At 71.5% G+C, this 22147-nt stretch carries 19 protein-coding genes and 1 pseudogene; 14 read left to right on the forward strand and 6 right to left on the reverse strand.

The window, feature by feature from the left end; all coding sequences use genetic code 11:
* Position 1: 1 nt before the first annotated feature.
* Positions 2-1459, reverse strand: coding sequence for an aldehyde dehydrogenase (locus tag ABT114_RS36030; protein WP_351147294.1), 1458 nt, complete (start codon positions 1457-1459; stop codon positions 2-4).
* Between the two features lie 241 nt (positions 1460-1700).
* On the opposite strand from ABT114_RS36030, the gene ABT114_RS36035 reads away from it, so the two are divergent.
* Positions 1701-2726: a Strvi_7410 family MBL fold metallo-hydrolase gene (locus tag ABT114_RS36035; protein WP_351147296.1), complete on the forward strand. Its 1026-nt coding sequence runs from the start codon at positions 1701-1703 to the stop codon at positions 2724-2726.
* A gap of 42 nt (positions 2727-2768) precedes the next feature.
* The gene (locus tag ABT114_RS36040; protein WP_351147298.1) at positions 2769-3218 is read left to right on the forward strand and encodes a nuclear transport factor 2 family protein; all 450 of its coding nucleotides are present in this window, start codon (positions 2769-2771) and stop codon (positions 3216-3218) included.
* Here ABT114_RS36040 and ABT114_RS36045 read toward each other — a convergent pair.
* On the reverse strand, positions 3215-3877 hold the full coding sequence (locus ABT114_RS36045) for a phosphotransferase (RefSeq protein ID WP_351147300.1): 663 nt from the start codon (positions 3875-3877) through the stop codon (positions 3215-3217). The two genes, ABT114_RS36040 and ABT114_RS36045, sit on opposite strands and share 4 nt — an antisense overlap.
* Positions 3878-4196: 319 nt before the next feature.
* On the opposite strand from ABT114_RS36045, the gene ABT114_RS36050 reads away from it, so the two are divergent.
* The 7 genes from ABT114_RS36050 to ABT114_RS36080 all read left to right on the forward strand — a co-directional run bounded on the left by ABT114_RS36050 (position 4197) and on the right by ABT114_RS36080 (position 11488).
* Positions 4197-5435 (forward strand): SCO2321 family membrane protein, encoded by a 1239-nt coding sequence (locus ABT114_RS36050; protein WP_351147302.1) that lies wholly within the window; start codon positions 4197-4199, stop codon positions 5433-5435.
* Positions 5432-6085, forward strand: coding sequence for an SCO2322 family protein (locus ABT114_RS36055; protein WP_351147303.1), 654 nt, complete (start codon positions 5432-5434; stop codon positions 6083-6085). The genes ABT114_RS36050 and ABT114_RS36055 overlap by 4 nt, the downstream gene beginning before the upstream one ends.
* Positions 6086-6146: 61 nt before the next feature.
* The gene (locus tag ABT114_RS36060) at positions 6147-7439 is read left to right on the forward strand and encodes an energy-coupling factor transporter transmembrane component T (protein WP_502988448.1); all 1293 of its coding nucleotides are present in this window, start codon (positions 6147-6149) and stop codon (positions 7437-7439) included.
* Positions 7436-9130: an ABC transporter ATP-binding protein gene (locus ABT114_RS36065; protein WP_351147305.1), complete on the forward strand. Its 1695-nt coding sequence runs from the start codon at positions 7436-7438 to the stop codon at positions 9128-9130. The genes ABT114_RS36060 and ABT114_RS36065 overlap by 4 nt, the downstream gene beginning before the upstream one ends.
* The gene (locus ABT114_RS36070; protein WP_351147307.1) at positions 9127-9945 is read left to right on the forward strand and encodes an ECF transporter S component; all 819 of its coding nucleotides are present in this window, start codon (positions 9127-9129) and stop codon (positions 9943-9945) included. The genes ABT114_RS36065 and ABT114_RS36070 overlap by 4 nt, the downstream gene beginning before the upstream one ends.
* Before the next feature lie 337 nt (positions 9946-10282).
* A complete protein-coding gene (locus ABT114_RS36075; protein WP_351147309.1) occupies positions 10283-10696 on the forward strand; it encodes a lytic transglycosylase domain-containing protein in 414 nt (137 codons plus the stop codon).
* A gap of 105 nt (positions 10697-10801) precedes the next feature.
* Positions 10802-11488 (forward strand): YoaK family protein, encoded by a 687-nt coding sequence (locus tag ABT114_RS36080; RefSeq protein WP_351147311.1) that lies wholly within the window; start codon positions 10802-10804, stop codon positions 11486-11488.
* A 114-nt stretch (positions 11489-11602) separates the two neighbouring features.
* Here ABT114_RS36080 and ABT114_RS36085 read toward each other — a convergent pair whose 3' ends face one another.
* Entirely contained in the window at positions 11603-12838 is a 1236-nt protein-coding gene (locus tag ABT114_RS36085) for a cytochrome P450 (RefSeq protein WP_351147313.1), read from the reverse strand.
* Positions 12839-13064: 226 nt separating this feature from the next.
* Here ABT114_RS36085 and ABT114_RS36090 point away from each other — a divergent pair, with 226 nt between their 5' ends.
* Positions 13065-14234, forward strand: coding sequence for a steroid 3-ketoacyl-CoA thiolase (locus tag ABT114_RS36090; protein ID WP_351147315.1), 1170 nt, complete (start codon positions 13065-13067; stop codon positions 14232-14234).
* An 87-nt stretch (positions 14235-14321) separates the two neighbouring features.
* Here the strand turns inward: ABT114_RS36090 and ABT114_RS36095 are convergent, their stop codons facing one another.
* Entirely contained in the window at positions 14322-14975 is a 654-nt protein-coding gene (locus tag ABT114_RS36095) for a response regulator (protein ID WP_351147317.1), read from the reverse strand.
* Positions 14972-15946 (reverse strand): sensor histidine kinase, encoded by a 975-nt coding sequence (locus tag ABT114_RS36100; protein ID WP_351147319.1) that lies wholly within the window; start codon positions 15944-15946, stop codon positions 14972-14974. Before ABT114_RS36100 ends, ABT114_RS36095 begins: the two co-directional genes overlap by 4 nt.
* A 314-nt stretch (positions 15947-16260) precedes the next feature.
* Between ABT114_RS36100 and ABT114_RS36105 the strand changes: the two genes are divergently transcribed.
* The 4 genes and pseudogenes from ABT114_RS36105 to ABT114_RS36120 all read left to right on the forward strand — a co-directional run bounded on the left by ABT114_RS36105 (position 16261) and on the right by ABT114_RS36120 (position 19848).
* Positions 16261-16731, forward strand: coding sequence for a cation:proton antiporter regulatory subunit (locus ABT114_RS36105; RefSeq protein ID WP_351147321.1), 471 nt, complete (start codon positions 16261-16263; stop codon positions 16729-16731).
* A gap of 3 nt (positions 16732-16734) precedes the next feature.
* The gene (locus ABT114_RS36110) at positions 16735-17982 is read left to right on the forward strand and encodes a cation:proton antiporter (RefSeq protein ID WP_351147323.1); all 1248 of its coding nucleotides are present in this window, start codon (positions 16735-16737) and stop codon (positions 17980-17982) included.
* Positions 17983-18027: 45 nt separating this feature from the next.
* Positions 18028-18372: pseudogene (locus tag ABT114_RS36115) on the forward strand (DUF8823 domain-containing protein); the annotation flags it as partial.
* Between the two features lie 228 nt (positions 18373-18600).
* Positions 18601-19848: an RNA-guided endonuclease InsQ/TnpB family protein gene (locus ABT114_RS36120; RefSeq protein ID WP_351147324.1), complete on the forward strand. Its 1248-nt coding sequence runs from the start codon at positions 18601-18603 to the stop codon at positions 19846-19848.
* 73 nt (positions 19849-19921) lie between these two features.
* On the opposite strand, the gene ABT114_RS36125 is transcribed toward ABT114_RS36120, so the two are convergent.
* Positions 19922-21976 carry a bifunctional glycosyltransferase 87/phosphatase PAP2 family protein gene (locus ABT114_RS36125; protein WP_351147326.1) on the reverse strand — a complete coding sequence of 685 codons (2055 nt, stop codon included), beginning with the start codon at positions 21974-21976 and terminating at the stop codon, positions 19922-19924.
* Positions 21977-22147 lie beyond the last annotated feature (171 nt).

Raw genomic sequence — 22147 nt, forward strand, 5'->3', positions numbered from 1 at the left:
CTCACGCCTCCCAGCCGGCCGGCAGGTGGATCATCTTGTGTTCGAGGAACTCGCCGTACCCCTCGGGGCCGAACTCCCGCCCCAGACCGGAGTTCTTGTAGCCGCCGAACGGGCCGAGCATGTCGAGGCTGAAGGTGTTGACGGAGTACGTGCCCGTACGGACCTGGCGCGCGACCTCGATGCCGTGCTCGACGTCGGCCGTCCACACGCTGCCGCTCAGCCCGTAGTCGGAGTCGTTCGCGATCTTCACGGCCTCGGTCTCGTCGCCGTAGGGGAGAAGGCAGATCACCGGGCCGAAGATCTCCTCGCGGGCGATGCGCATGGAGTTGTCCACGTCGCCGAAGAGGGTCGGCTCGACGTACCAGCCGTGGTCCAGGCCCGGCGGGCGGCCGCCGCCCGTGAGGATCTTCGCGCCCTCCTCCTGGCCGATGCGGATGTAGTCGAGGTTGCGCCGCTGCTGGCGCTCGGCCACCAGCGGGCCGACCTGGGTCGCCGGGTCCAGCGGGTCGCCCACGACCAGCGCGCTCGCCGCCGCCGCGAAGGCGTCCGCGAACTCGTCGTAGCGCGAGCGCGGCAGAAGGATGCGGGTCTGGGCCACGCAGGCCTGCCCGTTGTTCATCCAGGCCGCCGAGACGATGCCGGGAACGGACGTCGCGATGTCCGCGTCCGGCAGGACCACCGCCGCCGACTTGCCGCCCAGCTCCAACGTCACGCGTGTGAGGTTGCGCGAGGCCACCTCCATCACGCGCCGGCCGGCCGCGACCGACCCCGTGAAGGACACCTTGTCGATCCCGGGGTGCCCCACCAGGTACTCGCTGACCTCGCGGTCCGCCGGGAGGATCGACAGCACGCCCTCCGGCAGCCCGGCCTCCTTCGCGATCTCGCCGAGGATGTACGCGTCCAGCGGCGACTCCGGCGACGGCTTGAGCACCACCGTGCAGCCGGCGAGCAGCGCGGGCGCGAGCTTGGCGGCGGCCACGAACTGCGGGACGTTCCAGGGGACGACGGCCGCGACAACCCCGACGGACTCGCGCCGCACCAGGATCTTCCCGAGGACGCCATCGCGCTGCTCCTCGTAGACGAAGTTCCGCGCGACCGTGATCGCCGCGTCCCACACCATCATCGCGCCGAGCGCCTGGGCGAGGACGCTCCAGGAGTACGGCGACCCGTTCTCGGACGAGATGACGCGGGCGATCTCCTCGTGCCGTACGGCGATCGCGTCCTTGATCCGGGTGACCACCTCGAGCCGCTCGTCGAGCGTCATCCGCGGCCAGGGTCCCTCGTCGAAGGCCCGGCGCGCGGCGGCGACCGCCCGGTCCACGTCCTCGGTCGAGGCGTGCGGGACGCGTCCGATGACCTCTTCGGTATGCGGTGAGATCACCTCGATGACGTCCTTGCCCAGGGGGTCGGTCAACTCCCCGCCGATGAACAGCTGTCCGTGTTCCACAAGCTCGGTCATGGCGACTGCCTCCCAGACAAGGCTCTCTGACGATCCATCAGATACGAAGAACTGATACCAGTTCCCCTCGAAGGAGTCCACGGGCCTCACGCCGGTTCACCACACCTCCCGACGTGACGGTCACCAACGCGGTCAACGACAGCGTCTGATGGATCACAACAGCTGTGCCTGACAGGTGACTTGGGCTCCCATTGGAACCAGTTCTAGTTATAGTGGCTGGAACGCGGCGACAGGGGGGCTCATGTCACAGGTGACGGACCACGGCGGGGGCGTACGGTCCCTGAAGGTCCCCATCCCGGACAATCCCCTCGGCCACACGCTCGTGTACGTCGTCGACACCGACCGCGGACCGGTGCTGGTCGACACCGGCTGGGACGACCCCGCCTCCTGGGACACCCTCGCCGAGGGGCTCGTCGCGTGCGGCACCTCGGTCGGCGAGATCCACGGGGTCGTCGTCACCCACCACCACCCCGATCACCACGGCCTCTCGGGCAGGGTGCGCGAGGCGTCGGGGGCCTGGATCGCCATGCACGAGGCGGATATCGCACTCATCCGGCGGGCGCGCGGGACCCGGCCCGACCGCTGGTTCTCCTACATGGCCGGCAAACTCGCGGCGGCCGGCGCCCCCGAGGAGCACCTGGCGCCCCTGCGCAGCGCCGGCCCACGCACCCTGCCCGGCCTCGCGCCCGCGCTGCCGGACCGCGAGATCGTCCCCGGCGAACTCCTCGACCTGCCGGGCCGCCGACTGCGCGCCATCTGGACCCCGGGCCACACCCCCGGCCACGTCTGCCTCCACCTGGAGGAGGAGCATCCCTCCCGACTCCCGGGCAGCGGCCGCCTGTTCTCCGGCGATCACCTGCTCCCCCGGATCACCCCGCACATCGGCCTGTACGAGGATCCCGACGACGCCACCGTCACCGACCCTCTCGGTGACTACCTCGACTCCCTCGAACGCATCGGCCGCCTCGCCCCCGCCGAGGTGCTCCCCGCCCACCAGTACGCCTTCACCGACGCGCCGTCCCGGGTAAGGGAGTTGCTGGCCCATCACGAGGAGCGGCTCGACGACCTCCTGACCCTGCTGGCCGAACCCCTCACCCCCTGGCAGCTCGCCGAGCGCATGGAGTGGAACCGGCCCTGGGACCAGATCCCGTACGGGTCAAGGAACATCGCGGTCTCGGAGGCCGAGGCCCATCTGCGGCGGCTGGTGAAGCTGGGGCGGGCGGAGGCGGTGACGGGGGACGAGCCGGTGACGTACGTGGCGGTGTAAATCGCTCGTGGCCGCCGCACCACTCCTGATACCAACAGCCCCATGGACCCCATGGCTCAGCTCCTCGCCGAACGTGCCTGCGAGCGTCTCATCCTCGACTTCGTCCACCGCCTCGACCTCGGTGAACCGCCGTCCGTCGCCGAGCTGTTCACCGAGGACGGCACCTGGGCATGGCCGGACGGTGAGCGGCGGGTCGAGGGGCGGGACGCACTGCGCGCGTACTTCGGCTCCCGCCCGGCCGACCGGCTCTCCCGACGCCTGATGTCCAACATCCGCGTCACGGTGACCTCGCCGGAGACAGCGAGCGCCACGTCGTACTTCACGACCCACCGCATCGACGGCTACGCGGGGGGCACAGTGCCTGCCGGTCCGCCGGTCCAGGTCGGCCACTACGAGGACACCTTCACGTTCCGCCGCACCGACAACCGATGGCTGCTCTCCTCCCGGGTCCTCTTCCTCCCGTTCGGCGGCCCGACACCGCGAGCTGCCTAGGACACCAGCAACCGGATCAAGCGCTCGGCCGCTCCCAGGAGTTCGACCTCCCGCCTGCTCATCGTCGGGTTGGCCGCACGGCGCCGCCGGGCCTCCAGCAGGCCGGCCTCCGTGAGGGCGGACGGGTCGGCGAGCAGGGCGGTCAGCATCGCGCGCGCCGGTTGGGCGACGGGCTCGTCGCCGACGGCGACCTGGGCGAGGATCACCGCGGACATGCCCCAGTCGAGGCCCGGGTCGCCCTCCTCGGTGTTGGCCCAGTCGATCACCCGGGGGCCGTCGGGAGTGAGGATCACGTTGTCGGGGTGCAGGTCCAGGTGGAGGACGCGGGCGGACGGGGTGCGGCGGCCCGGAATGGTGTGCAGGGCGCGCAGCAACCCTGCCAGCGTGCGCCCCGCCTCCTCCGGACCGAGCGCACCGGCCGCGTTCGCCTGGAGCATCGTCGGCCCCGACAGCCGCTCCATCACCAGGTCGGTCCGCGAGTCGTCCCCGAGCCGCACCCGAGGCACCGGGTAGCCGTATCCGCGTACGTACTCCATCACCGCCCCCTCGGCGGCCGCGTTCCCCCGGCCTTCCCGGTTGCGGCGCAGCACCCACGCACCGTCGATCTCGTACACGTCGGCCGTGCGGCCGGAACCCAGCAGTCTCCCCGTCGATGGCATGGCGCGAACCTACCCGTGCCTTCGCTGCCCCCGACGCGGCTCCACAGCCGCCCCTCAGCGTTTCCCTACGGGCCGGTAGAGTGGCGGCGTCGTCATCACACCCGTACGGGGGAAAGCCGGTGCAATTCCGGCGCTGACCCGCAACCGTGAGCCACCGCTGCCCCGCGGCGTGGCGAGCCGGATCGCTCCGTACGGTTCGTGACGGGCTCACGTACACCGGCCGTCCGCCGGTGCACGGCACCGTCGAGGTCTACGGAGCCGAGCCGCCCGGGGTGTCCCGTGCTGCCCGGCTCCCCGCAGGGAGAGGCATCCGCCGATCATGAACGTCCGCCGCAGCGCCGCGGTTCTGGCCGCCACCGCCGTGATCGGCGCCGCCGGGCCCGCCGTCGCCGCCGACCCGTCCCCGTCGCCCTCGGTGGCGATACCCACCGGGCTGTACGGCCGCACCGATCCCACGTACGACGGTGTCTGGCGGCAGTCCCTCGCCCTGCTCGCGCAGGACACCGTGGGCGTGCGGCCGGCCTCGTCGGCCATCGCCTGGCTGATCGGGCAGCAGTGCGCGAACGGGGCGTTCGCCGCCTTCCGCGCCGACACCGCCAAGGCCTGCGACGCCAAGCTCATGGTCGACACCAACAGCACGGCCGCCGCCGTCCAGGCGCTCGCCGCGCTCGGCGGCCACGGCCCCGTCACCGAGAAGTCCGTCGCCTGGCTGAAGTCCGTGCAGAACGCGGACGGCGGCTGGGGCTACTCCCCGGGCGGCGCCAGCGACGCCAACTCCACCTCCGTCGTCATCGGCGCGCTCACGGCGACGGGCGAGAAGCCGCAGGACGTACGCAAGGGCGGCAAGTCCCCGTACGACGCCCTGCTGAAGCTCGCGCTCCCCTGCGACAGCGACAGCGACGGAAGCGGCGCCTTCGCCTACCAGCCCGACAAGAAGGGCAAGCTCACGGCCAACGCGGACGCGACCGCGGCAGCCGTCGTCGCCGCCCTCGGCAAGGGGCTCGCAGGCACCGCCCCGAAGGCGGCCGGGACCGGCCTGACCTGCAAGGACGCCGCCGATCCCGGGCAGGCCGCCCGCAACGGTGCCGCCTACCTCGTCGAGGCGCTGGCCAAGGACGACCACCTCACGTCGGCGCTGCCCGGCGCCGAGGACCAGCCCGACTACGGCAACACCGCCGACGCGGTCGTCGCCCTCGCCACCGCCGGCCAGGGCAAGGCGGCAGTCCCCGCCGTGCGCTGGCTTCAGGCCAACTCCGTGAAGTGGGCGCAGCAGAGCGGCCCGGCCGCGTACGCGCAGCTGATCCTCGCCGCGAACGCCTCGGCCCAGGACCCGCGCGACTTCGGCGGCCAGGACCTGGTGAAGCTCCTCGACGCGACCGGCCCGGGCCCCGTGTCCGTGCCCGACGCCGACTCGACGTCCCCGGGCGACTCCGGGGACTCGGTGGCGGCGGACGACAGCTCCGGCAACGTCGCGTGGATCGCCGGCGGCGTCCTTCTCGTCGTGGTCGTCGCCGTCGGCTACCTGCTCTTCGTCCGCGGCAGGAAGCGCCAGCCGTGAGCCGCCGCCGCGCCGCCACCGCTCTGCTCCTCGCCGTCCTGCTCCCCCTGCTGGGGGCCGCCGGCCAGGCGCAGGCCGCCGGCTACCGCTACTGGTCCTTCTGGGACCGCGCCGGCGACCACTGGACGTACGCCACCCAGGGCCCGTCCACCGCCCGCCCCTCCGACGGCGACGTCCAGGGCTTCCGCTTCGCGGTCAGCGCGGACTCCCAGGACGCGACCCAGCCGCGCGGCACGGCCGACTTCGCGACGATCTGCGCGACGACGCCGGCGCGGGACGGGAAGAAGCGGGTCGCCCTGGTCATCGACTTCGGCACGCCGTCCGACGCCCCCTCCGGCGAAACCCCGCCCTCACCTCGGACGGCCTGCGCCCGCGTACCCTCCGACGCGACCACGGCGGAGGCCCTGGCGGCGGTCGCCAAGCCCCTCCGCTACGACACGACCGCCCTGCTCTGCGCGATCGCGGGGTATCCGGAACAGGGCTGCGGGGAGCAGGTGTCGGCCGGGAAGCAACCGACGGCGCCGGCGCAGAAGACGGCGACGAAGAAGACGGACGAGGGCCCGTCGGTGGGCCTGATCGCGGGCTCCGCGGCGGTGGCCGCGCTGGCGGCGGCAGCGATCTGGCAGGCCCGGCGGCGCAGGCGTGGCTGAGCAGCCTTGTCGAGGTCCGGTGCGGTATCCCGCCCCGCAAGGGGCGCGGGGCTGTGTCGATATGTGCGGCTCCGCCGCGTGGGCGCGACCAGCCCCCACCGGCCCGCAGGATCGTCACCGCGCTTCCAGCGGAGCGCTCAGCCGCGCCGACGTACGTAGCGGCGGGCAATCGTGCCGCTGGGGCGATGGGGGTTCCCCCGCTCGAGCGAAGCCGAGAGCGGGGGAGGGTGGGCGCAGCGGCACCCCGCAGCGCCGGGCCGCGCGACCCACCCGCCCACAGCAACCCCGGGCAACACTCCACCCTGGTGCCTGGTGGCTCTGGTCGATATCCCTCGGCACCGCAGCCAGCCGCACCACCAACCCCCTCCTCCTCGCCCTCCTCATCGCGGTCTCCGCCTACGTCGTCGCGACCTGCCGGCCCGCCGCCGCCCCCCGCTCCTACAGCGCCTTCGTCAGACTCGGCCTCGCCGTGCTCCTCGTCCGCCTCGCCTTCGCCATCGCCCTCGGCTCCCCCATCCCCGGCACGCATGTGATCGTCACCCTCCCCGAAGTCCCGCTCCCCCACTGGGCCCAGGGCATCCGCCTCGGCGGCCGGGTCACCGCGGAGGGCCTCCTCTTCGCCCTCTACGACGGCCTGAAACTCGCCGCCCTCCTCATCTGCGTGGGCGCCGCGAACGCCCTCGCCGGCCCCACTCGCCTCCTCAAGTCCCTCCCGGGCGCCCTCTACGAGACCGGCGTGGCCGTCGTCGTGGCCCTCACCTTCGCCCCGAACCTCATCGCCGACGTCCAGCGCCTGCGCGCCGCCCGCCGCCTGCGCGGCCGCCCGGACAAGGGCATACGGGGCCTGCTGCACGTAGGACTCCCGGTCCTGGAGGGCGCGTTGGAGCGTTCCGTCGCCCTCGCCGCCGCGATGGACGCCCGCGGCTACGGCCGTACCGCCGCCGTCCCCGCCCCGGTCCGCCGTACCACCGCCGCCCTCACCCTCGGCGGGCTGCTCGGCGTCTGCGCGGGAACGTACGGCCTGCTCACCGCGGAGGGCGGCACGTACGGCATCCCGGTCCTGCTCGCGGGACTCGCCGCCGCGCTGGGCGGCCTGTGGCTCGGCGGCCGCCGTACCCCGCGTACCCGCTACCGCCCGGACCGCTGGGACCTGCGCGCCTGCCTGGTCGCCGCCTCCGGTGCCGCCGTCGCCGTGCTGCTGACCCTCGCCGCCTCCGCCGACCCCGCGGCCCTGCACCCCGGCGTCGTTCCCCTCGTGGCCCCCACCCTCCCCCTCCGGGCCGCCGCGGCCGTACTCCTCGGCCTGCTCCCCGCTTTCCTCGCCCCCGCCCCCGCCCGCAAGGAGCCGTCGTGATCCGCTTCGAGGACGTCTCCGTGACGTACGACGGTGCCGCCGAACCCGCCGTCCGGGGCGTGGACTTCGAGGTACCGGAGGGCGAACTCGTCCTGCTCGTCGGCCCGTCGGGGGTCGGCAAGTCCACCGTGCTCGGCGCGGTCAGCGGTCTCGTCCCGCACTTCACCGGCGGCACCCTGCGCGGCCGCGTCACGGTGGCCGGCCGTGACACCCGCACCCACAAGCCGCGCGAACTCGCCGACGTCGTCGGCACGGTGGGCCAGGACCCGCTCTCGCACTTCGTGACGGACACCGTCGAGGACGAACTCGCCTACGGCATGGAGTCATTGGGCCTCGTCCCGGACGTGATGCGCCGCCGCGTCGAGGAGACCCTCGACCTCCTCGGCCTGGCCGACCTGCGCGACCGCCCGATCGCCACCCTCTCCGGCGGCCAGCAGCAGCGCGTCGCGATCGGCTCGGTCCTCACCCCGCACCCGCGGGTCCTGGTCCTCGACGAGCCGACCTCCGCACTGGACCCGGCCGCCGCCGAGGAGGTCCTCGCCGTCCTCCAGCGCCTCGTCCACGACCTCGGCACGACGGTCCTCATGGCCGAACACCGCCTGGAACGCGTCGTTCAGTACGCCGACCAGGTCGCCCTCCTGCCGGGCCCGGGCGCCACCCCGGTCCTGGGCACTCCGGCGGAGGTGATGGCGGTGTCCCCGGTGTATCCGCCGGTCGTCGACCTGGGCCGGCTGGCGGGCTGGGCCCCGCTCCCTCTGACGGTGCGGGACGCCCGCCGCCGGGCGTCCGGCCTCCGGGAGCAGCTGACGGGGCGGGACGAGCCGACGCCCACAGCAGTACCCACTCCCGTACGAGCGCCCGTCCCCCGCCCGGCCGCCTCCTCCCGTTGGCGCCTGCGCAAAAAGCGGGAAGTGGCCACCGCCCCGACCACACCCCCACCCCCCGTCGCCGAAGTCCGCTCCCTCGCCGTCCGCCGCGCCCGCGTCCAGGCCCTCCGCCACGTCGACCTCACCGTCACCCCCGGCGAGACCATCGCCCTCATGGGCCGCAACGGCGCCGGAAAGTCCACGCTGCTCAACACCCTCGTCGGGCTCGTCGAGCCCACCACCGGCACGGTCCGCGTCGGCGGCGCCGACCCCCACCGCACCCCGCCCCGCGACCTCGTACGCCATGTCGGCCTGGTCCCGCAGGAGCCGCGCGACCTGCTGTACGCCGACACGGTCGCCGCCGAGTGCGTGGCCGCGGACCGGGACGCCGAGGCGACGCCGGGCACCTGCCGAGCCCTCGTCTCGGGCCTCCTCCCGGGCGTCACCGACGACATCCACCCCCGCGACCTCTCCGAGGGCCAGCGTCTGGCGCTCGCGCTCGCCGTGATCCTGACCGCCCGCCCTCCTCTCCTCCTGCTCGACGAGCCGACCCGCGGCCTGGACTACGCGGCGAAGGCCCGCCTCGTCGGCGTGCTGCGCGGTCTTGCCGCCGAAGGGCATGCGATCGTCCTCGCCACCCATGACGTGGAACTGGCCGCCGAGCTCGCCCACCGGGTCGTCCTCCTGGCCGACGGCGAGGTGATCGCCGACGGGCCGACGGCCGAGGTGGTCGTCTCCTCCCCGTCCTACGCCCCGCAGGTCACCAAGATCCTGGCCCCGCAGCGCTGGCTCACGGTCACGCAGGTGAGGCAGGCCCTGCGATGACCCGCCAGGCAAGAGCCGTCCGCCTCGGCCCCCGCTCCCTCGCCGCCCTCGCCCTGGTCAGCGCCGTCGGTGTGGTCGCCTTCACCTGGCCCTTCCTGGCCCCGCCCGCCTCGCAGCTCACCGCCCACGCCCAGGACGCCCCGTGGCTCTTCGCGGGCCTGCTGGTGCTGCTGGTCCCGGTGCTGGCGGCGACGATCTCCGAGTCGGGGCTCGGCCCGAAGGCGGTCGCCATGCTCGGCGTGCTGGCGGCGACCGGCGCGGCGCTGCGCCCGATCGGCGCCGGTACGGCCGGCATCGAGCCGATGTTCTTCCTGATGGTGCTCAGCGGACGGGTCCTGGGGCCGGGCTTCGGCTTCGTGCTCGGCTCGGTCACGATGTTCGCGTCGGCGCTGCTCACGGGCGGGGTGGGGCCGTGGATGCCGTTCCAGATGCTCGCCATGGGGTGGTTCACGATGGGCGCGGGCCTGTTGCCGGGCCCGGACCGGCTGCGCGGCCGCGCCGAGCTGGCCCTGCTCGGCGTCTACGGCTTCCTGGCCGCCTTCGCCTACGGCACGGTGATGAACATGGCCGGCTGGACCTTCATGGACCAGAGCGCCTCGAACATCGCCTTCGACCCGCACGCCACCGTCCCCGCGAACCTGGCCCGCTTCGTCGCCTACTGCCTGGCCACGTCGCTCGGCTGGGACCTGGGCCGCGCCCTGGTCACGGTCGTCCTGACCGTCGCCGTCGGCCCGGCGGTCCTGAAGGCGCTGCGCCGCGCCACGCGTCGGGCTGCTTTCGAGACCGCGGTCACATTCGACGCACCCACACCGTGAGCCCCTGCACGCAGACCGTTACTTACCCAGTGAAGCACCCCACATGACCCACATCACCTACTAAGGTGAACAGTAGGGACAAAAGGGATATATGCGTGCGACTCTACCCCCTCTGACCTGCGAATTGAGAGCCAGCTCACACAAGCGACCTTTCCCCCGTATGCGACCACCACTAGTAAAGGGGGTCATTGCGGACAGCCCTCGGGCCTGCTTCTGTAGATGACGTCGCCAGGCGCCGACAAGCCCACAGGGCCTCGGCGCCGACATATGCCCCCGCCGCGCACCGCGTGGCTCCGGCAAGTGGGCGACCCACCGTCCCCGAAGAAACAGGTTCTCCGTGTCCGTCTCCATCATCCGCCGCATCGCCAGCCCGAAGAAGGCCCTCACCGTCGCCGCCGTGGCCGCTGCCACCGCCGGTATGGCCCTCTCCGCGGCTCCCGCCCAGGCGGCGACCACGTCGGCGTCCTCGGCCCAGGCGATCGCGCACAAGATGATCCCGGACGCCGCGCAGTTCAACGCCTTCAGCCACATCGTGTCGCACGAGAGCGGCTGGAACCCCAAGGCCACCAACTCGTCCTCCGGCGCCTACGGCCTGGTCCAGGCGCTGCCCGCCTCGAAGATGGCCTCCGCGGGCTCCGACTGGAAGACCAACCCGGCCACCCAGATCAAGTGGGGCCTGGACTACATGAACTCCCGCTACGGCAGCCCGGTCGGCGCCTGGAACTTCTGGCAGACCCACAACTGGTACTGAGCCACCCCCACCGCACGTGAAGGCGGCGGCCCCCGATCCCCGGGGCCGCCGCCTTCACCCTTTTCCTAACCCGCTTTTCCTTGGCGGCCGTGGTGCACTGAAGCGGTGACCACGGAGTCCGAGACGTACGACCCCGAGGCGCGCGGCCTGCCCCTGGTGGCCGTGCTCCTCATCCTGACCGTGGTGAGCGGGCTGATCGACGCCGTGGCCTACCTGGGCCTCGGCCAGGTCTTCACCGCCAACATGACAGGCAATGTCGTCGTCCTCGGCTTCGCCGCGGCCGGGGCACCAGGCTTCTCGGTGCCGCACACGGCGACCTCGCTCGTCTCCTTCGTGGCGGGCGCGGTGGCCGGAGGACGCGTCGCACAACGGGTGGGCGACTGCTCGCGCCGGACCTGGACCCGGCTGACGCTGGCCACCGAGGCGGCCCTGGTGGGCGCGGCCGCCGTGGTCGCCTTCGCCGCACCGGGCACCGCGGGTTCTACGTACACACTCATCGCCCTCACCGCCTTCGCGATGGGCATGCGTAACGCGGCCGTCCGCAAGCTGGACGTGTCGGCCCTGACGACGACGACCGTACTGACGATGACGCTGACCGGCCTGGCCGCCGACTCCCGCACCGCGGGCGGCTCGGGCCGGGGCGCTCCGCGCCGCGGCGCGGCGGTGGCCGCGATGGCGGCGGGCGCGCTGCTCGGGGCCTGGCTGGTGCTGCACCACGGACTGGGCGTCTCGCTGCTGGTCGCGGCGGCGATGACGGGGGTGCTGGCGGTGACGGCCTCGGGGCGCGAGTAGGCGCGAGTAGGGGTGGATGCGTCTCGGGGGAGGCAGGGGCGGGGCGTAAGGGATGGGGTTTGCTCCTGCCTCCCTCGGAACGGGCCGGGCGGTCACCGGCCGATCATCGTCCGCTCAGACCGTGCTGACCGGCAGCTCCTTCACCCCGTTGATCCAGGCGGAGCGCAGCCGGCGCGGGTCGCCGGTCAGGCGCAGGCCGGGCATGGCGTCGGCGATGGCGTTGAAGATGAGGTCGATCTCCAGCACGGCGAGGGACTTGCCGAGGCAGTAGTGCGGCCCGCCCCCACCGAAGCCGAGGTGGGGATTCGGATCGCGGGTGATGTCGAAGGCGTCGGGGTTGTCGAACACCTCGGGGTCGTGGTTGGCGGAGGCGTAGAAGATGCCGACCCGGTCGCCCTTCTTGATCAGCTTGCCGCCGAGCTCCGTGTCCTGGGTGGCGGTCCGCTGGAAGGAGTTGACCGGGGTGGCCCAGCGGACGATCTCCTCGGCCGCTGTCGCCGGCCGCTCCCGCTTGTACCGCTCCCACTGCTCGGGGTGGGTGAGGAAGGCGTGCATGCCGTGGGTGATGGCGTTGCGGGTCGTCTCGTTGCCGGCGACGGCCAGCATCAGCACGAAGAAACCGAACTCGTCGGAGCCGAGGTTCCCCTGGTCCTCCGCCGCCACCAGCGTGGTGACGATGTCCTTGGCCGGGCACTCCTTGCGGGCGGCGGCCATGTTCATCGCGTACGCGATGAGCTCGGTGGCCGACTCCGCGCCGACCTCCTCGGTGATCGCGTACTCGGGGTCGTCGTACGAGATCATCTTGTTGGACCAGTCGAAGATCTTGGCCCGGTCGTCCTGCGGGATGCCGATGAGTTCGGCGATGGCCTGGAGGGGCAGTTCGCAGGCGACCTCGGTGACGAAGTCGAAGGGCCCGGAGCGGTTGCGCGCGTTCGCAGCTATCGCCTCCGCACGGGAGCGCAGGTTGTCCTCCAGGGCGCGGATGGCGCGCGGGGTGAAGACGCGCTGGATGATCTGGCGGACGCGGGTGTGCTCGGGCGGGTCCATGTTGAGCAGGATCAGCCGCTGGGCGTCTATCGCGTCGCGCTCGATGTGCTCGTTGAAGCGGATGATCGCGGTGTTGAGGTAGGAGGAGAAGATCTCCGGGTGCGTGGAGACGTACTTGACGTCCGCGTGCCGGGTGACCGCCCAGTACCCCTCGTCCTGGAAACCTGCGACGTTGGACGCTTGCGGGATCCAGCGGACCGGCTCGGCCCGGCGCAGCTCGGCGAACTCCGGGAGGGGCACGCGGTGTTGCAGCAGATCGGGGTCGGTGAAGTCGAACCCGTCGGGAAACGCTGGACAGGGCATCGGCATCTCACTCCAGCCATCTGACGACCCATCAGGAATAGAGCTGCCGCGAAGGTAGTAACGGGTTCTACAAGTAGCAAGGGGTACGGCGCCGCGAATCGGGTGCGGAATTCGTGCAGATCCCGCCTTCGGAGCCTGCAAGACCCTTGCGGCGACGGACGCCTCGTCCGCAGACTGCACACAGAACTAGAACACGTATCAGTTCGGAGGAGAGGACCCCGCACCCATGGCCGCCGAACCCGTGATCGTCGAAGCCGTACGCACCCCCATCGGCAAGCGCGGCGGCGCGCTCGCCAATCTGCACCCCGCCTACCTCCTGGGCGAGACCTACCGCGAACTCCTCGGCCGCACCGGTATCCCCGCCGACTGCGTCGAGCAGATCGTCGGCGGCACGGTGACCCACGCCGGCGAACAGTCCATGAACCCCGCGCGCACCGCCTGGCTGACCGTGGGTCTCCCCTACGAGACGGCGGCGACGACGGTCGACTGCCAGTGCGGCTCCTCGCAGCAGGCGAGCCACATGACGGCCAACATGATCGCCGCGGGCGTGATCGACGTGGGCATCTCGTGCGGCGTCGAGTCGATGTCCCGTGTCCCACTGGGCTCAGGCTCGAAACACGGCCCCGGAAAGCCGTTCCCGGACGAGTGGAACGTCGACCTCCCGAACCAGTTCGAGGCGGCGGAACGCATCGCCCGCCACCGCTCCCTGACCCGCGAGAACGTCGACTCCCTCGGCCTCATCTCCCAGGAACGGGCCTCGATCGCCTGGTCGGAGGAGCGCTTCAAGCGGGAGACGTTCGCGGTGCAGGTACCGACGACGGAGGACGAGCAGCGGGCGGGCCAGGGCATGTGGCGCCTGGTGGACAAGGACGAGGGTCTGCGCGACACCACCATGGAGGCCCTGTCCGCCCTCAAGCCGATCATGCCGACGGCGGTCCACACGGCGGGCAACTCGTCCCAGATCTCCGACGGCGCGGCAGCCATCATGTGGGCGTCGAAGCGGATGGCACGGGCACTGAAGCTGAGGCCGAGGGCGCGGATAGTGGCCCAGGCCCTGGTGGGCGCGGACCCGCACTTCCACCTGGACGGGCCCATCGACGCCACAAAGGCCGTCCTGGGCAAGGCGGGCATGTCCCTGAAGGACATCGACCTCGTCGAGATCAACGAGGCGTTCGCGTCCGTGGTGTTGAGCTGGGCCCAGGTCTTCGAACAGGACCTCGCGAAGGTCAACGTCAACGGCGGCGCGATCGCCCTGGGGCATCCGGTCGGCGCGACCGGGGCCCGCCTGATCACCACCGCGCTGCATGAACTGGAGCGCAGCGACAAGGAGTTCGCGCTCATCACGATGTGCGCGGGCGGCGGGCTGGCGACCGGGACGATCATTCAGCGGCTGTAGCCGCCGACCCCGACACGAACTCGGCGAAGGCTGCGGGCGCGAAGGCGAGCAGCAGGCCCGTGAGGCCCGGGGCGGCCGGTGTCGGGTCTACGGCTCGATGAGGCCGACGCGGATGGCGTAGCGGGTGAGTTCCAGGCGGTCGCGCAGGCCGAGTTTCTGGAGCAGGTTGGCGCGGTGGCGTTCGACCGTCTTGACGCTGATCACGAGGAGGAGGGCGATCTCCTTGGATGTGTGCCCCTCGGCGACGAGTTTGAGGATTTCCTCTTCGCGCTCGGTGATGGGGCGCGCGGGCAGCCGGTCGCCCGTTCGGGCGCGGTCGAGGTAGGTGCGGATGAGCGTGGACTCGGCACCGGGGTAGATGAAGGGTTCGTCACGCAGGGCGGCGCGGCAGGCTTCGACCAGGTCGCGGTCGGCGACGGACTTCGGGACGTAGCCGGAGGCTCCCGCCTTGAGCGCTTCGAAGAAGTACTGCTCGTTGTCGTACATCGTCAGCATCAGGATGCGCAGGTCGGGGCGGAGACGGGAGAGTTGACGGGCGGCCTGCAGACCGGTCTGGCGGGGCATGGCGATGTCGAGGATGGCCAGGTCGATGTCGTTTCCCTGGGCCTGCACGATGGCTTCGGCACCGTCGGCCGCCTCGGCCACGACGGTCAGATCCGGCTCGGCGTCGAGGATGAGGCGGACACCACGGCGGACCAGGGCGTGGTCGTCGGCGAGCAGGATGCGGGCCGGTTCGGTCATCGCGCGTTCTCCTGGGTGCTGCGGTCGTCGGCTTTGCCGCCGGTCACGCGCAGGCGTATTTCGGTTCCGCCGTGTGGGCCTCGGCCGATGTCGAGGTCGGCGCCTATGAGGAGGGCGCGTTCCCGCATGCCGCTGATGCCGGCTCCTTCGGGCGCTGCCCCGATGCCCTGGCCGTTGTCGCGGACCAGTAGTCCCACCCTGGCGTCCGGCAGGGGGCGCAGGTGGACTTCGACTCGGGTGGCGCGGGCGTGGCGGGCGGAGTTGGTGAGCCCTTCCTGGGCGATGCGGTAGAGGACGAGTTCGGTGGCCGGGTCGAGGGGTGGCAGACCAGGGGTGATGTACGCGGTCGCGCTCGTACTGGAGGTCGTGAACTCGGTCGTCAGGGCGCGCAGGGCGGAGTACAGGCCTAGTTCCTCCAGCACACCGGGGCGCAGGCGGCGGGCGATGCGGCGGATCTCGTCCAGGCCGGCGCGGGTGGTCTCCTGCGCCTGACGGAGGTCGGCCCGCACGGGCTGAGGGGCGTGGTCGGCCGCGTGCTTGAGCTGGAGGAGGACGGCGGTGAGGGTCTGTCCGACCTCGTCGTGGAGTTCCTGGGCGAGGCGCTGTCGTTCGGCTTCCTGCGCGGAGAGGGCCCTGCCGGAGCTGGTGGCCCGTTCGGCCTCGAGCCGGGCGAGCATGGCGTTGAAGGTTTTGGTGAGGTCGGCGATCTCGCCGGGGCCGGTGACGATCGTGCGGCTGCCGGGCCTGAGGAGATCGGCGGTGGCCATGGCCCGGGTCAGCCGGGCCAGCGGTGCGAGTCCTATCCGCAGCAGGATGGCGTTCGCGATCAGCATCACGACCAGCCCGGCGATCAGGACCTGTGCCTCGCCGAACAGCACCGGGGTGGAGACGGTGACCGGGCCCAGGAGCAGGAGAACCGCGACGACCAGCACGGCAGCGTTGAGGAGGAAGATCCTCCAGTACAACGTCATGATCGGCCGTTCCTTTCCTGGTGGTCTTTCCCGGTGGTCCTCACCTCCACTGTCTCCTGCCACCGCCGATCCGCCCGTTTCACGGCTCCGACCTGCGGCGGGACCCAATGCCCCGCCCCACTCTGACCGCTGCGGGCGCGCCGCGTCCATCCGTGCTGACACCCATATCCCCGGCCTGTTCGCGACTGGCACCATGGGCCCTTGCCGCGCCGGACAACCAGTGATCACCACCGGTTGATCGCTGATGGTGATCCGCCGTGCGCCGCACCACCGTCACGACGAAAAGGGAGGGATGGGTTGTGCCTGCTTCTCGGATGAGCACCACGCCCTTGCCGGGAATCGGTGTCCAGTACGACCTCACGACGCGGGAGCACCGCCACCTGTCGGTGATCGCTCATCGGGACGGGACCCGGACGGTGAACGTCTACCGGGCCGATGACCCGGACGCGTGTGCGCAATCGCTGCGTCTGACCGAGCCGGAGGCCGCCTCGCTGGTCCACGCGCTGGCACCGTCCCACCACAGCCCGACCCTGCTGTCCACGACCGATCTGGGACTGGTGGCCGAGCGGATCGAGCTGTCCGCGGTCTCGTACTGGAACGGGCGTGTCCTCGGCGAGACCAGGATGCGGACCGAGACCGGCGCCTCCATCGTCGCTGTGCTGCGGCGGGCACAGGCGATCCCCTCGCCGACCCCGGACTTCCGGCTGGCCGGCGGCGACACCCTCATCGTGATCGGCACCCGCGAGGGTGTGGAGGCGGCTGCGGCAATACTCGGACGGGAATGACCGATGCACTCCTCCGCCACCTTCCTGATCGAGTTCGGCGCGATCATCCTCGGCCTCGGTCTGCTCGGCCGGCTCGCCGGACGCATGCAGTTCTCCCCCATCCCCCTTTACCTGCTGGCCGGGCTCGCCTTCGGTGAGGGCGGGCTGCTGCCGCTGGGCACCAGCGAGGAGTTCGTCGCGATCGGCGCCGAGATCGGCGTGATACTGCTGCTGCTCATGCTCGGCCTGGAATACACCGCCAGCGACCTGGTCCTCAACCTCAAGACCCAGTACCCGGCCGGTCTCGTCGACGCCGCGCTGAACGCCCTGCCCGGCGCCGCGATGGCGCTGCTGCTGGGCTGGGGGCCGGTGGCCGCGGTCGTGCTGGCCGGGGTGACCTGGATCTCCTCCTCCGGTGTGATCGCCAAGGTACTCGGCGACCTCGGGCGGCTCGGCAACCGTGAGACCCCGGTCATCCTGAGCATCCTGGTCCTGGAAGACCTCTCCATGGCCGTCTATCTGCCGATCGTCACCGCCCTGCTGGCCGGGTCCGGCCTGGCGGCGGGCAGCGTCACCCTGGCGATCGCCCTCGGCGTCGCCGGGCTGGTCCTGCTGACGGCGGTGCGCTACGGACGGCACATCTCCCGCTTCGTCTCGAGCGAGGACCCCGAGAAGCTACTGCTGGTCGTCCTCGGCCTGACCCTTCTCGTCGCGGGAGTCGCCCAGCAGCTCCAGGTCTCGGCCGCCGTGGGCGCCTTCCTGGTGGGCATTGCCCTGTCCGGCGAGGTCGCCGAGGGCGCGCACAACCTGCTCGCGCCGCTGAGGGACCTGTTCGCCGCCGTCTTCTTCGTCTTCTTCGGCCTGCACACCGACCCGGCCAGCATCCCGCCGGTCCTGCTGCCCGCCCTCCTGCTGGCGGTCGTCACCGCCCTGACGAAGATCGCCACCGGGTACTGGGCCGCGAAGCGGGCCGGGGTGGGTGCCAAGGGCCGCTGGCGGGCCGGCGGCACTCTGGTCGCGCGGGGCGAGTTCTCCATCGTCATCGCCGGACTCGCCGTCACCTCCGGCATCGAGCCGTCACTCGGCCCGCTGGCCACCGCCTACGTGCTGATTCTCGTGGTCCTCGGCCCGCTCACCGCCCGCTACACCGAACCGGCCGCCACCTGGATCGCCCGGCGCCGCACCCCGTCCGGGCCGCGCCCTGCGGTGGAGCCCTCCGTAGAGGAGCCCACAAAGACGGTCCAGGACCAGGACCCTGTCGGCCCCGCATGACTGAGGACAGCTGAGCAGCGATCACCGGACAGGCCACTGCGCCCTGCCTTCTCCGCCACCACCTACCGGGCCTGGCTGGACAAGTGGGCCGTCGGGTTCGTCGTACTGCCTCTCGGGCGGCCCGACGGATACGCCGAGGACGAGGCCCACCTCGTGGGCGGGGACCAGCGGCCCGACTGGCTCGAGCCCGTCTGGCAGGACGACCACTGGCGGGTGTACCAAGTGCGTGACGCCGTACCGCTCGTCTCCGCGCCCGGCGCCGTCGTACGAACGACGAGCGCGGATGTCGTGGTACGGGCGTCGCGGGCCGGTGCGGTGACCGTGCGGGTCGCCTATTCGCCGTGGCTGGAAACCGACGGAGGATGCCTGGCCCGCGACGGCGAGTTCACCGGATTCTGACGAGGAGGCCCCGGCGTTCACGCCGGGGAGGAATCGTCTCCCGTCCCTGCGACGCGGAGCGTCGCCGCATCCGTCCTCTGCGGGTGCGGAGCGCCCCGCGTCGCTCGCGGGGCGGAGCCCCGAGAAAAGCGAACGGCCTTGCGGGCTGGTCCCTCGTGGTGTGGACGTCTACGCGAAAGGGGTACGGGCGTGCGCCAGTGGTGCCTATGGTCTCGTGTCATGACGACAGTGACGGGAGCCGATGAGGCTCCGCAGAGCGGGGCGGCCGGGCATGCCCGGTACACGTTCCGGCTGCGTGTGTCGTCCACCGCCCATGTGCAGTTGGTGGCGGAGTGGGACCGGTGTCGCTGGGTGTGGAACGAGTGCGTCACCAAGTCGAAGCAGACCCACGAAGCTAACAAGGCCCGCTCCGACGGGGCCGCGAAGAAGACCTGCGGACCTGCCCAGCTGGATCGGATGCTCACCGAGGCCCGCAAGCACACCGGCTGGCTGCGGGAGGGCAGTTGCGTCCCGCAGCAGCAGGCCATCCGGGACTTCGCCAAGTCCCGGGCCAAGGCCCACAAAGACATCCTGGCCCACCTGCCGGTGCGGCAGCGGGCCGGGATGCCCCGGTACAAGAAGAAACGCGAGGCACTGGCCTCGCTGAACTACACCACGCGCGGCTTCCGCCTCAAGGACGGGCGCCTGCACCTGGCGGGCAACATCGTGCTCCGCCCGGTGTGGTCCCGTGAGCTGCCCGCCGCCCCGTCCAGTGTCCGCGTCCACCAGGACAGCCTGGGCCACTGGTACGCCTCTTTCGTCGTGCCCGCCCAGGTGCGGGAGCTGCCCGCCACCGGTGCGGTCATCGGCATCGACTGGGGCGTGAAAGAGACCGCGACCACCACCTCCGACGCCCACGACCTCCCCCACGCCGAGCACGGCAAGAAGGCCCGGGCCAAGCTCACCCGCTATGACCGCATGATGGCCCGCCGCAAACCGAAGAAAGGCTGGCCCGCCTCCAAGGGCTACCGGGAAGCCAAGCATCTGCGCGCCAAGGCCCACAAGAAGGTCGCCCGGCAGCGCCAGGACACCGGCCGCAAGTGGGCCAAGAAGGTCGTGACCGACCACGACGCGCTCGCCGTGGAGGACTTCCGCCCCAAGTTCCTCGCTAAGACCACCCTGGCCAAGAAGGCCGCGGACGCCGCCATCGGCGCCACCAAACAGGCCCTGATCCACATGGGCCGCAAACACGGGCGCGACGTGCGCCTGGTCCACCCCGCGTACACCACGATGGACTGCGCGCACTGCATGACGAGAGCCAAGCATGCACTGCCGCTGGGAATGCGCACCTACACCTGCACCGCCTGCGGAGCTGAGTCCCCCCGGGACAAGAACTCCGCATACGTGATGCTCCACCGGGCTGGTCTCCTCCCGGCTGGTGCCGATCGCACAAGACCTCCCGAGGCGCTGCCTCGGGAGGCAGCGTGAGCCAGGAATCTCCTCCCTTCAGGGAGGAGAGGATTCAATCGCCTCACCGTCCCCGCACCCGGCGAGTACCGGATCAGCTCGGAGTACGGTCCTTCTCCAGCACCGGCACCGGAGTGCTGACGCCGGCGGCAGCCGTCGTCACCGTTCTCGCCCGCGGTCCCTGGAACACGTACGACAGGCCGAAGCCCGTGCCGACCACCGCCGCACCGCCGACCGCGTCCAGTACCCAGTGGTTGCCGGTGGCGACGATCGCCGAGACGGTGAAGAACGGGTGCAGCAGGCCCAGGGCCTTCATCCACCACTTCGGCGCGACGATCGCGATGACGAGCCCGCACCACAGGGACCAGCCGAAGTGCAGCGAGGGCATCGCCGCGTACTGGTTGGTCAGGGCCGTCAGCGTGCCGTAGTCCGGCTTGGAGAAGTCCTGGACGCCGTGGACCGTGTCGATGATGCCGAGGCCGGGGAGCAGGCGGGGCGGGGCCAGCGGGTAGAGCCAGAAGCCGACCAGAGCGAGCAGGGTGGCGAAGCCGAGGGACGAGCGGGCCCAGCGGTAGTCGACGGGGCGGCGCCAGTACAGGACGCCGAGGACGGTCAGCGGGACGACGAAGTGGAACGACTCGTAGTAGAAGTCGAAGAAGTTCCGGATCCAGTCGACCTTCACGACCGCGTGGTTGATCGCGTGCTCGATGTCGATGTGGAGAAAGCGTTCGAGAGAAAGAACCTCGTGGCCGTGCTCCTCCGCCCTCGCCCGGCCCCCCGAGTTGCTGCCGCCGGTAGCCGCGAGGCGGACCTTCTGGTAGGCGGCATACGTGACGCGGAGGAGGAGGAGTTCGAGGAGGAGGTTCGGGCGGGTGAGGACCCGGCGCAGGAAGGGCAGGAGCGGGACGCGCTGCCACCGGGTGGGGACCGGCGGGGCGTACTCCGTGGGGATCGGCGTCCGGTAGTGCGGGGAGGTGCGGGAGAGAAAGGGGACGGCGGTGGCCGCGGCGAGGGCGGCCAGCAGGACCACGTTGTCCCGCAGCGGGTACACGACTGCCATGTTCGGCAGCATCATCTTCGCCGGGAGGGTCATCACAAGGAGTACGGCGACCGGCCACACGTAGCGGTCGGAGGCGCGCTTGCCCACCCGGCCCACCACCGCGAGCAGTACCCACAGGAGCTGGTGCTGCCAGGTCGTCGGAGAGACGGCGATGGCCGCGCAGCCGGTGACGGCCACGGCGAGGAGGAGCTGGCCGTCGCGGGCGTAACGGACGGCCCGGCGCAGGCCGAGGGTGGCCACGGCCACACCCAGCAGCAGGAACAGGCCGATCTCCAGGGGGCCGGTCAGGTCGAGGCGGAGCAGGGCGCCGTGCAGGGACTGGTTGGCGAGGTCGTCGGCCTGTCCGCCGAGGCCGGCGCCCGCCACGTGGTGGACCCAGTAGGTGTACGAGTCGTGCGGCATCGCGGCCCAGGCGACGGCCGTGGAGACGGCGAAGACGGCGCCGGTGGAGAGGGCGGCGCGGCGGCGGCCGGTGAACCAGAGCAGGGGCGCGAAGAGCAGCACGGCCGGCTGGAGGGCGGCGGCGAGGCCGACCAGTACGCCGCTCGCCTTCTCGCCGCGTACGGCGAAGCAGCCGAGCAGGACGAGCAGCACCGGGATGATGCTGGTCTGGCCCAGCCAGAGGGTGTTGCGGACGGGCAGCGACAGCATGAGCAGGCTGATCGCGACCGGGGCCGCGAGCAGGGAGGTTCGTCTGCTCACGGGCTGCGGCAGGGCGCGGGCGGCGACCAGGCCGAGGGCGACGACCAGCAGGAGGGTGCCGAAGGTCCAGCCCCAGCCGAGGGCCTGTTCGGCGGCCTTGGTGAGGGGCTTGAGGACGAGTCCGCCGAAGGGGGTGCCGGTGAAGCGCGTGGAGTCGTAGAGGGAGCCCTTGACGTGCAGGACGCCCTCGGGGCCGACCCAGGTCTCCAGGTCCGTCAGCCGTTCTCCGCGCGGGGTGCTCAGGACGACGGCCAGCTGCCGTACGGCGAGGATCGCCGCGATCAGCCAGAGACCGAGACGCGCCGCGCTCAGCCGTGCCCTGGCCGCGCCCGCGTCCGTCGCTCCGAACACTTCCGCCGTTCGTCCGGTGTGCTCCGCATTCGCCACGCCTTGTCGGCCTCCCGCCCCGTTCGTCCCACGCGTCCCACACGTCCCACGCGTCGAGTTCCCTTTACGAACCATATGAGGCTCGCATCACCCCGGGAAAGAGACGCAGGCAACCCCCACTTCACCTGACGTCCGCTCGCCTTTTGTCCGAATGACGATAGTGCGCGTGCG

The sequence above is a fragment of the Streptomyces sp. NPDC002088 genome, from assembly GCF_040296605.1.
Classification (GTDB): Bacteria; Actinomycetota; Actinomycetes; order Streptomycetales; family Streptomycetaceae; genus Streptomyces.

Coding starts and splice junctions, on each gene's coding strand:
- ABT114_RS36110 (WP_351147323.1), top strand. CDS start 16,735: ATGCACTCCTCCGCCACCTTCCTGATCGAGTTCGGCGCGATCATCCTC.
- ABT114_RS36100 (WP_351147319.1), bottom strand. CDS start 15,946: ATGACGTTGTACTGGAGGATCTTCCTCCTCAACGCTGCCGTGCTGGTC.
- ABT114_RS36090 (WP_351147315.1), top strand. CDS start 13,065: ATGGCCGCCGAACCCGTGATCGTCGAAGCCGTACGCACCCCCATCGGC.
- ABT114_RS36035 (WP_351147296.1), top strand. CDS start 1,701: ATGTCACAGGTGACGGACCACGGCGGGGGCGTACGGTCCCTGAAGGTC.
- ABT114_RS36050 (WP_351147302.1), top strand. CDS start 4,197: ATGAACGTCCGCCGCAGCGCCGCGGTTCTGGCCGCCACCGCCGTGATC.
- ABT114_RS36095 (WP_351147317.1), bottom strand. CDS start 14,975: ATGACCGAACCGGCCCGCATCCTGCTCGCCGACGACCACGCCCTGGTC.
- ABT114_RS36030 (WP_351147294.1), bottom strand. CDS start 1,459: ATGACCGAGCTTGTGGAACACGGACAGCTGTTCATCGGCGGGGAGTTG.
- ABT114_RS36045 (WP_351147300.1), bottom strand. CDS start 3,877: ATGCCATCGACGGGGAGACTGCTGGGTTCCGGCCGCACGGCCGACGTG.
- ABT114_RS36120 (WP_351147324.1), top strand. CDS start 18,601: ATGACGACAGTGACGGGAGCCGATGAGGCTCCGCAGAGCGGGGCGGCC.
- ABT114_RS36060 (WP_502988448.1), top strand. CDS start 6,147: ATGTGCGGCTCCGCCGCGTGGGCGCGACCAGCCCCCACCGGCCCGCAG.
- ABT114_RS36070 (WP_351147307.1), top strand. CDS start 9,127: ATGACCCGCCAGGCAAGAGCCGTCCGCCTCGGCCCCCGCTCCCTCGCC.
- ABT114_RS36105 (WP_351147321.1), top strand. CDS start 16,261: ATGAGCACCACGCCCTTGCCGGGAATCGGTGTCCAGTACGACCTCACG.
- ABT114_RS36040 (WP_351147298.1), top strand. CDS start 2,769: ATGGACCCCATGGCTCAGCTCCTCGCCGAACGTGCCTGCGAGCGTCTC.
- ABT114_RS36085 (WP_351147313.1), bottom strand. CDS start 12,838: ATGCCCTGTCCAGCGTTTCCCGACGGGTTCGACTTCACCGACCCCGAT.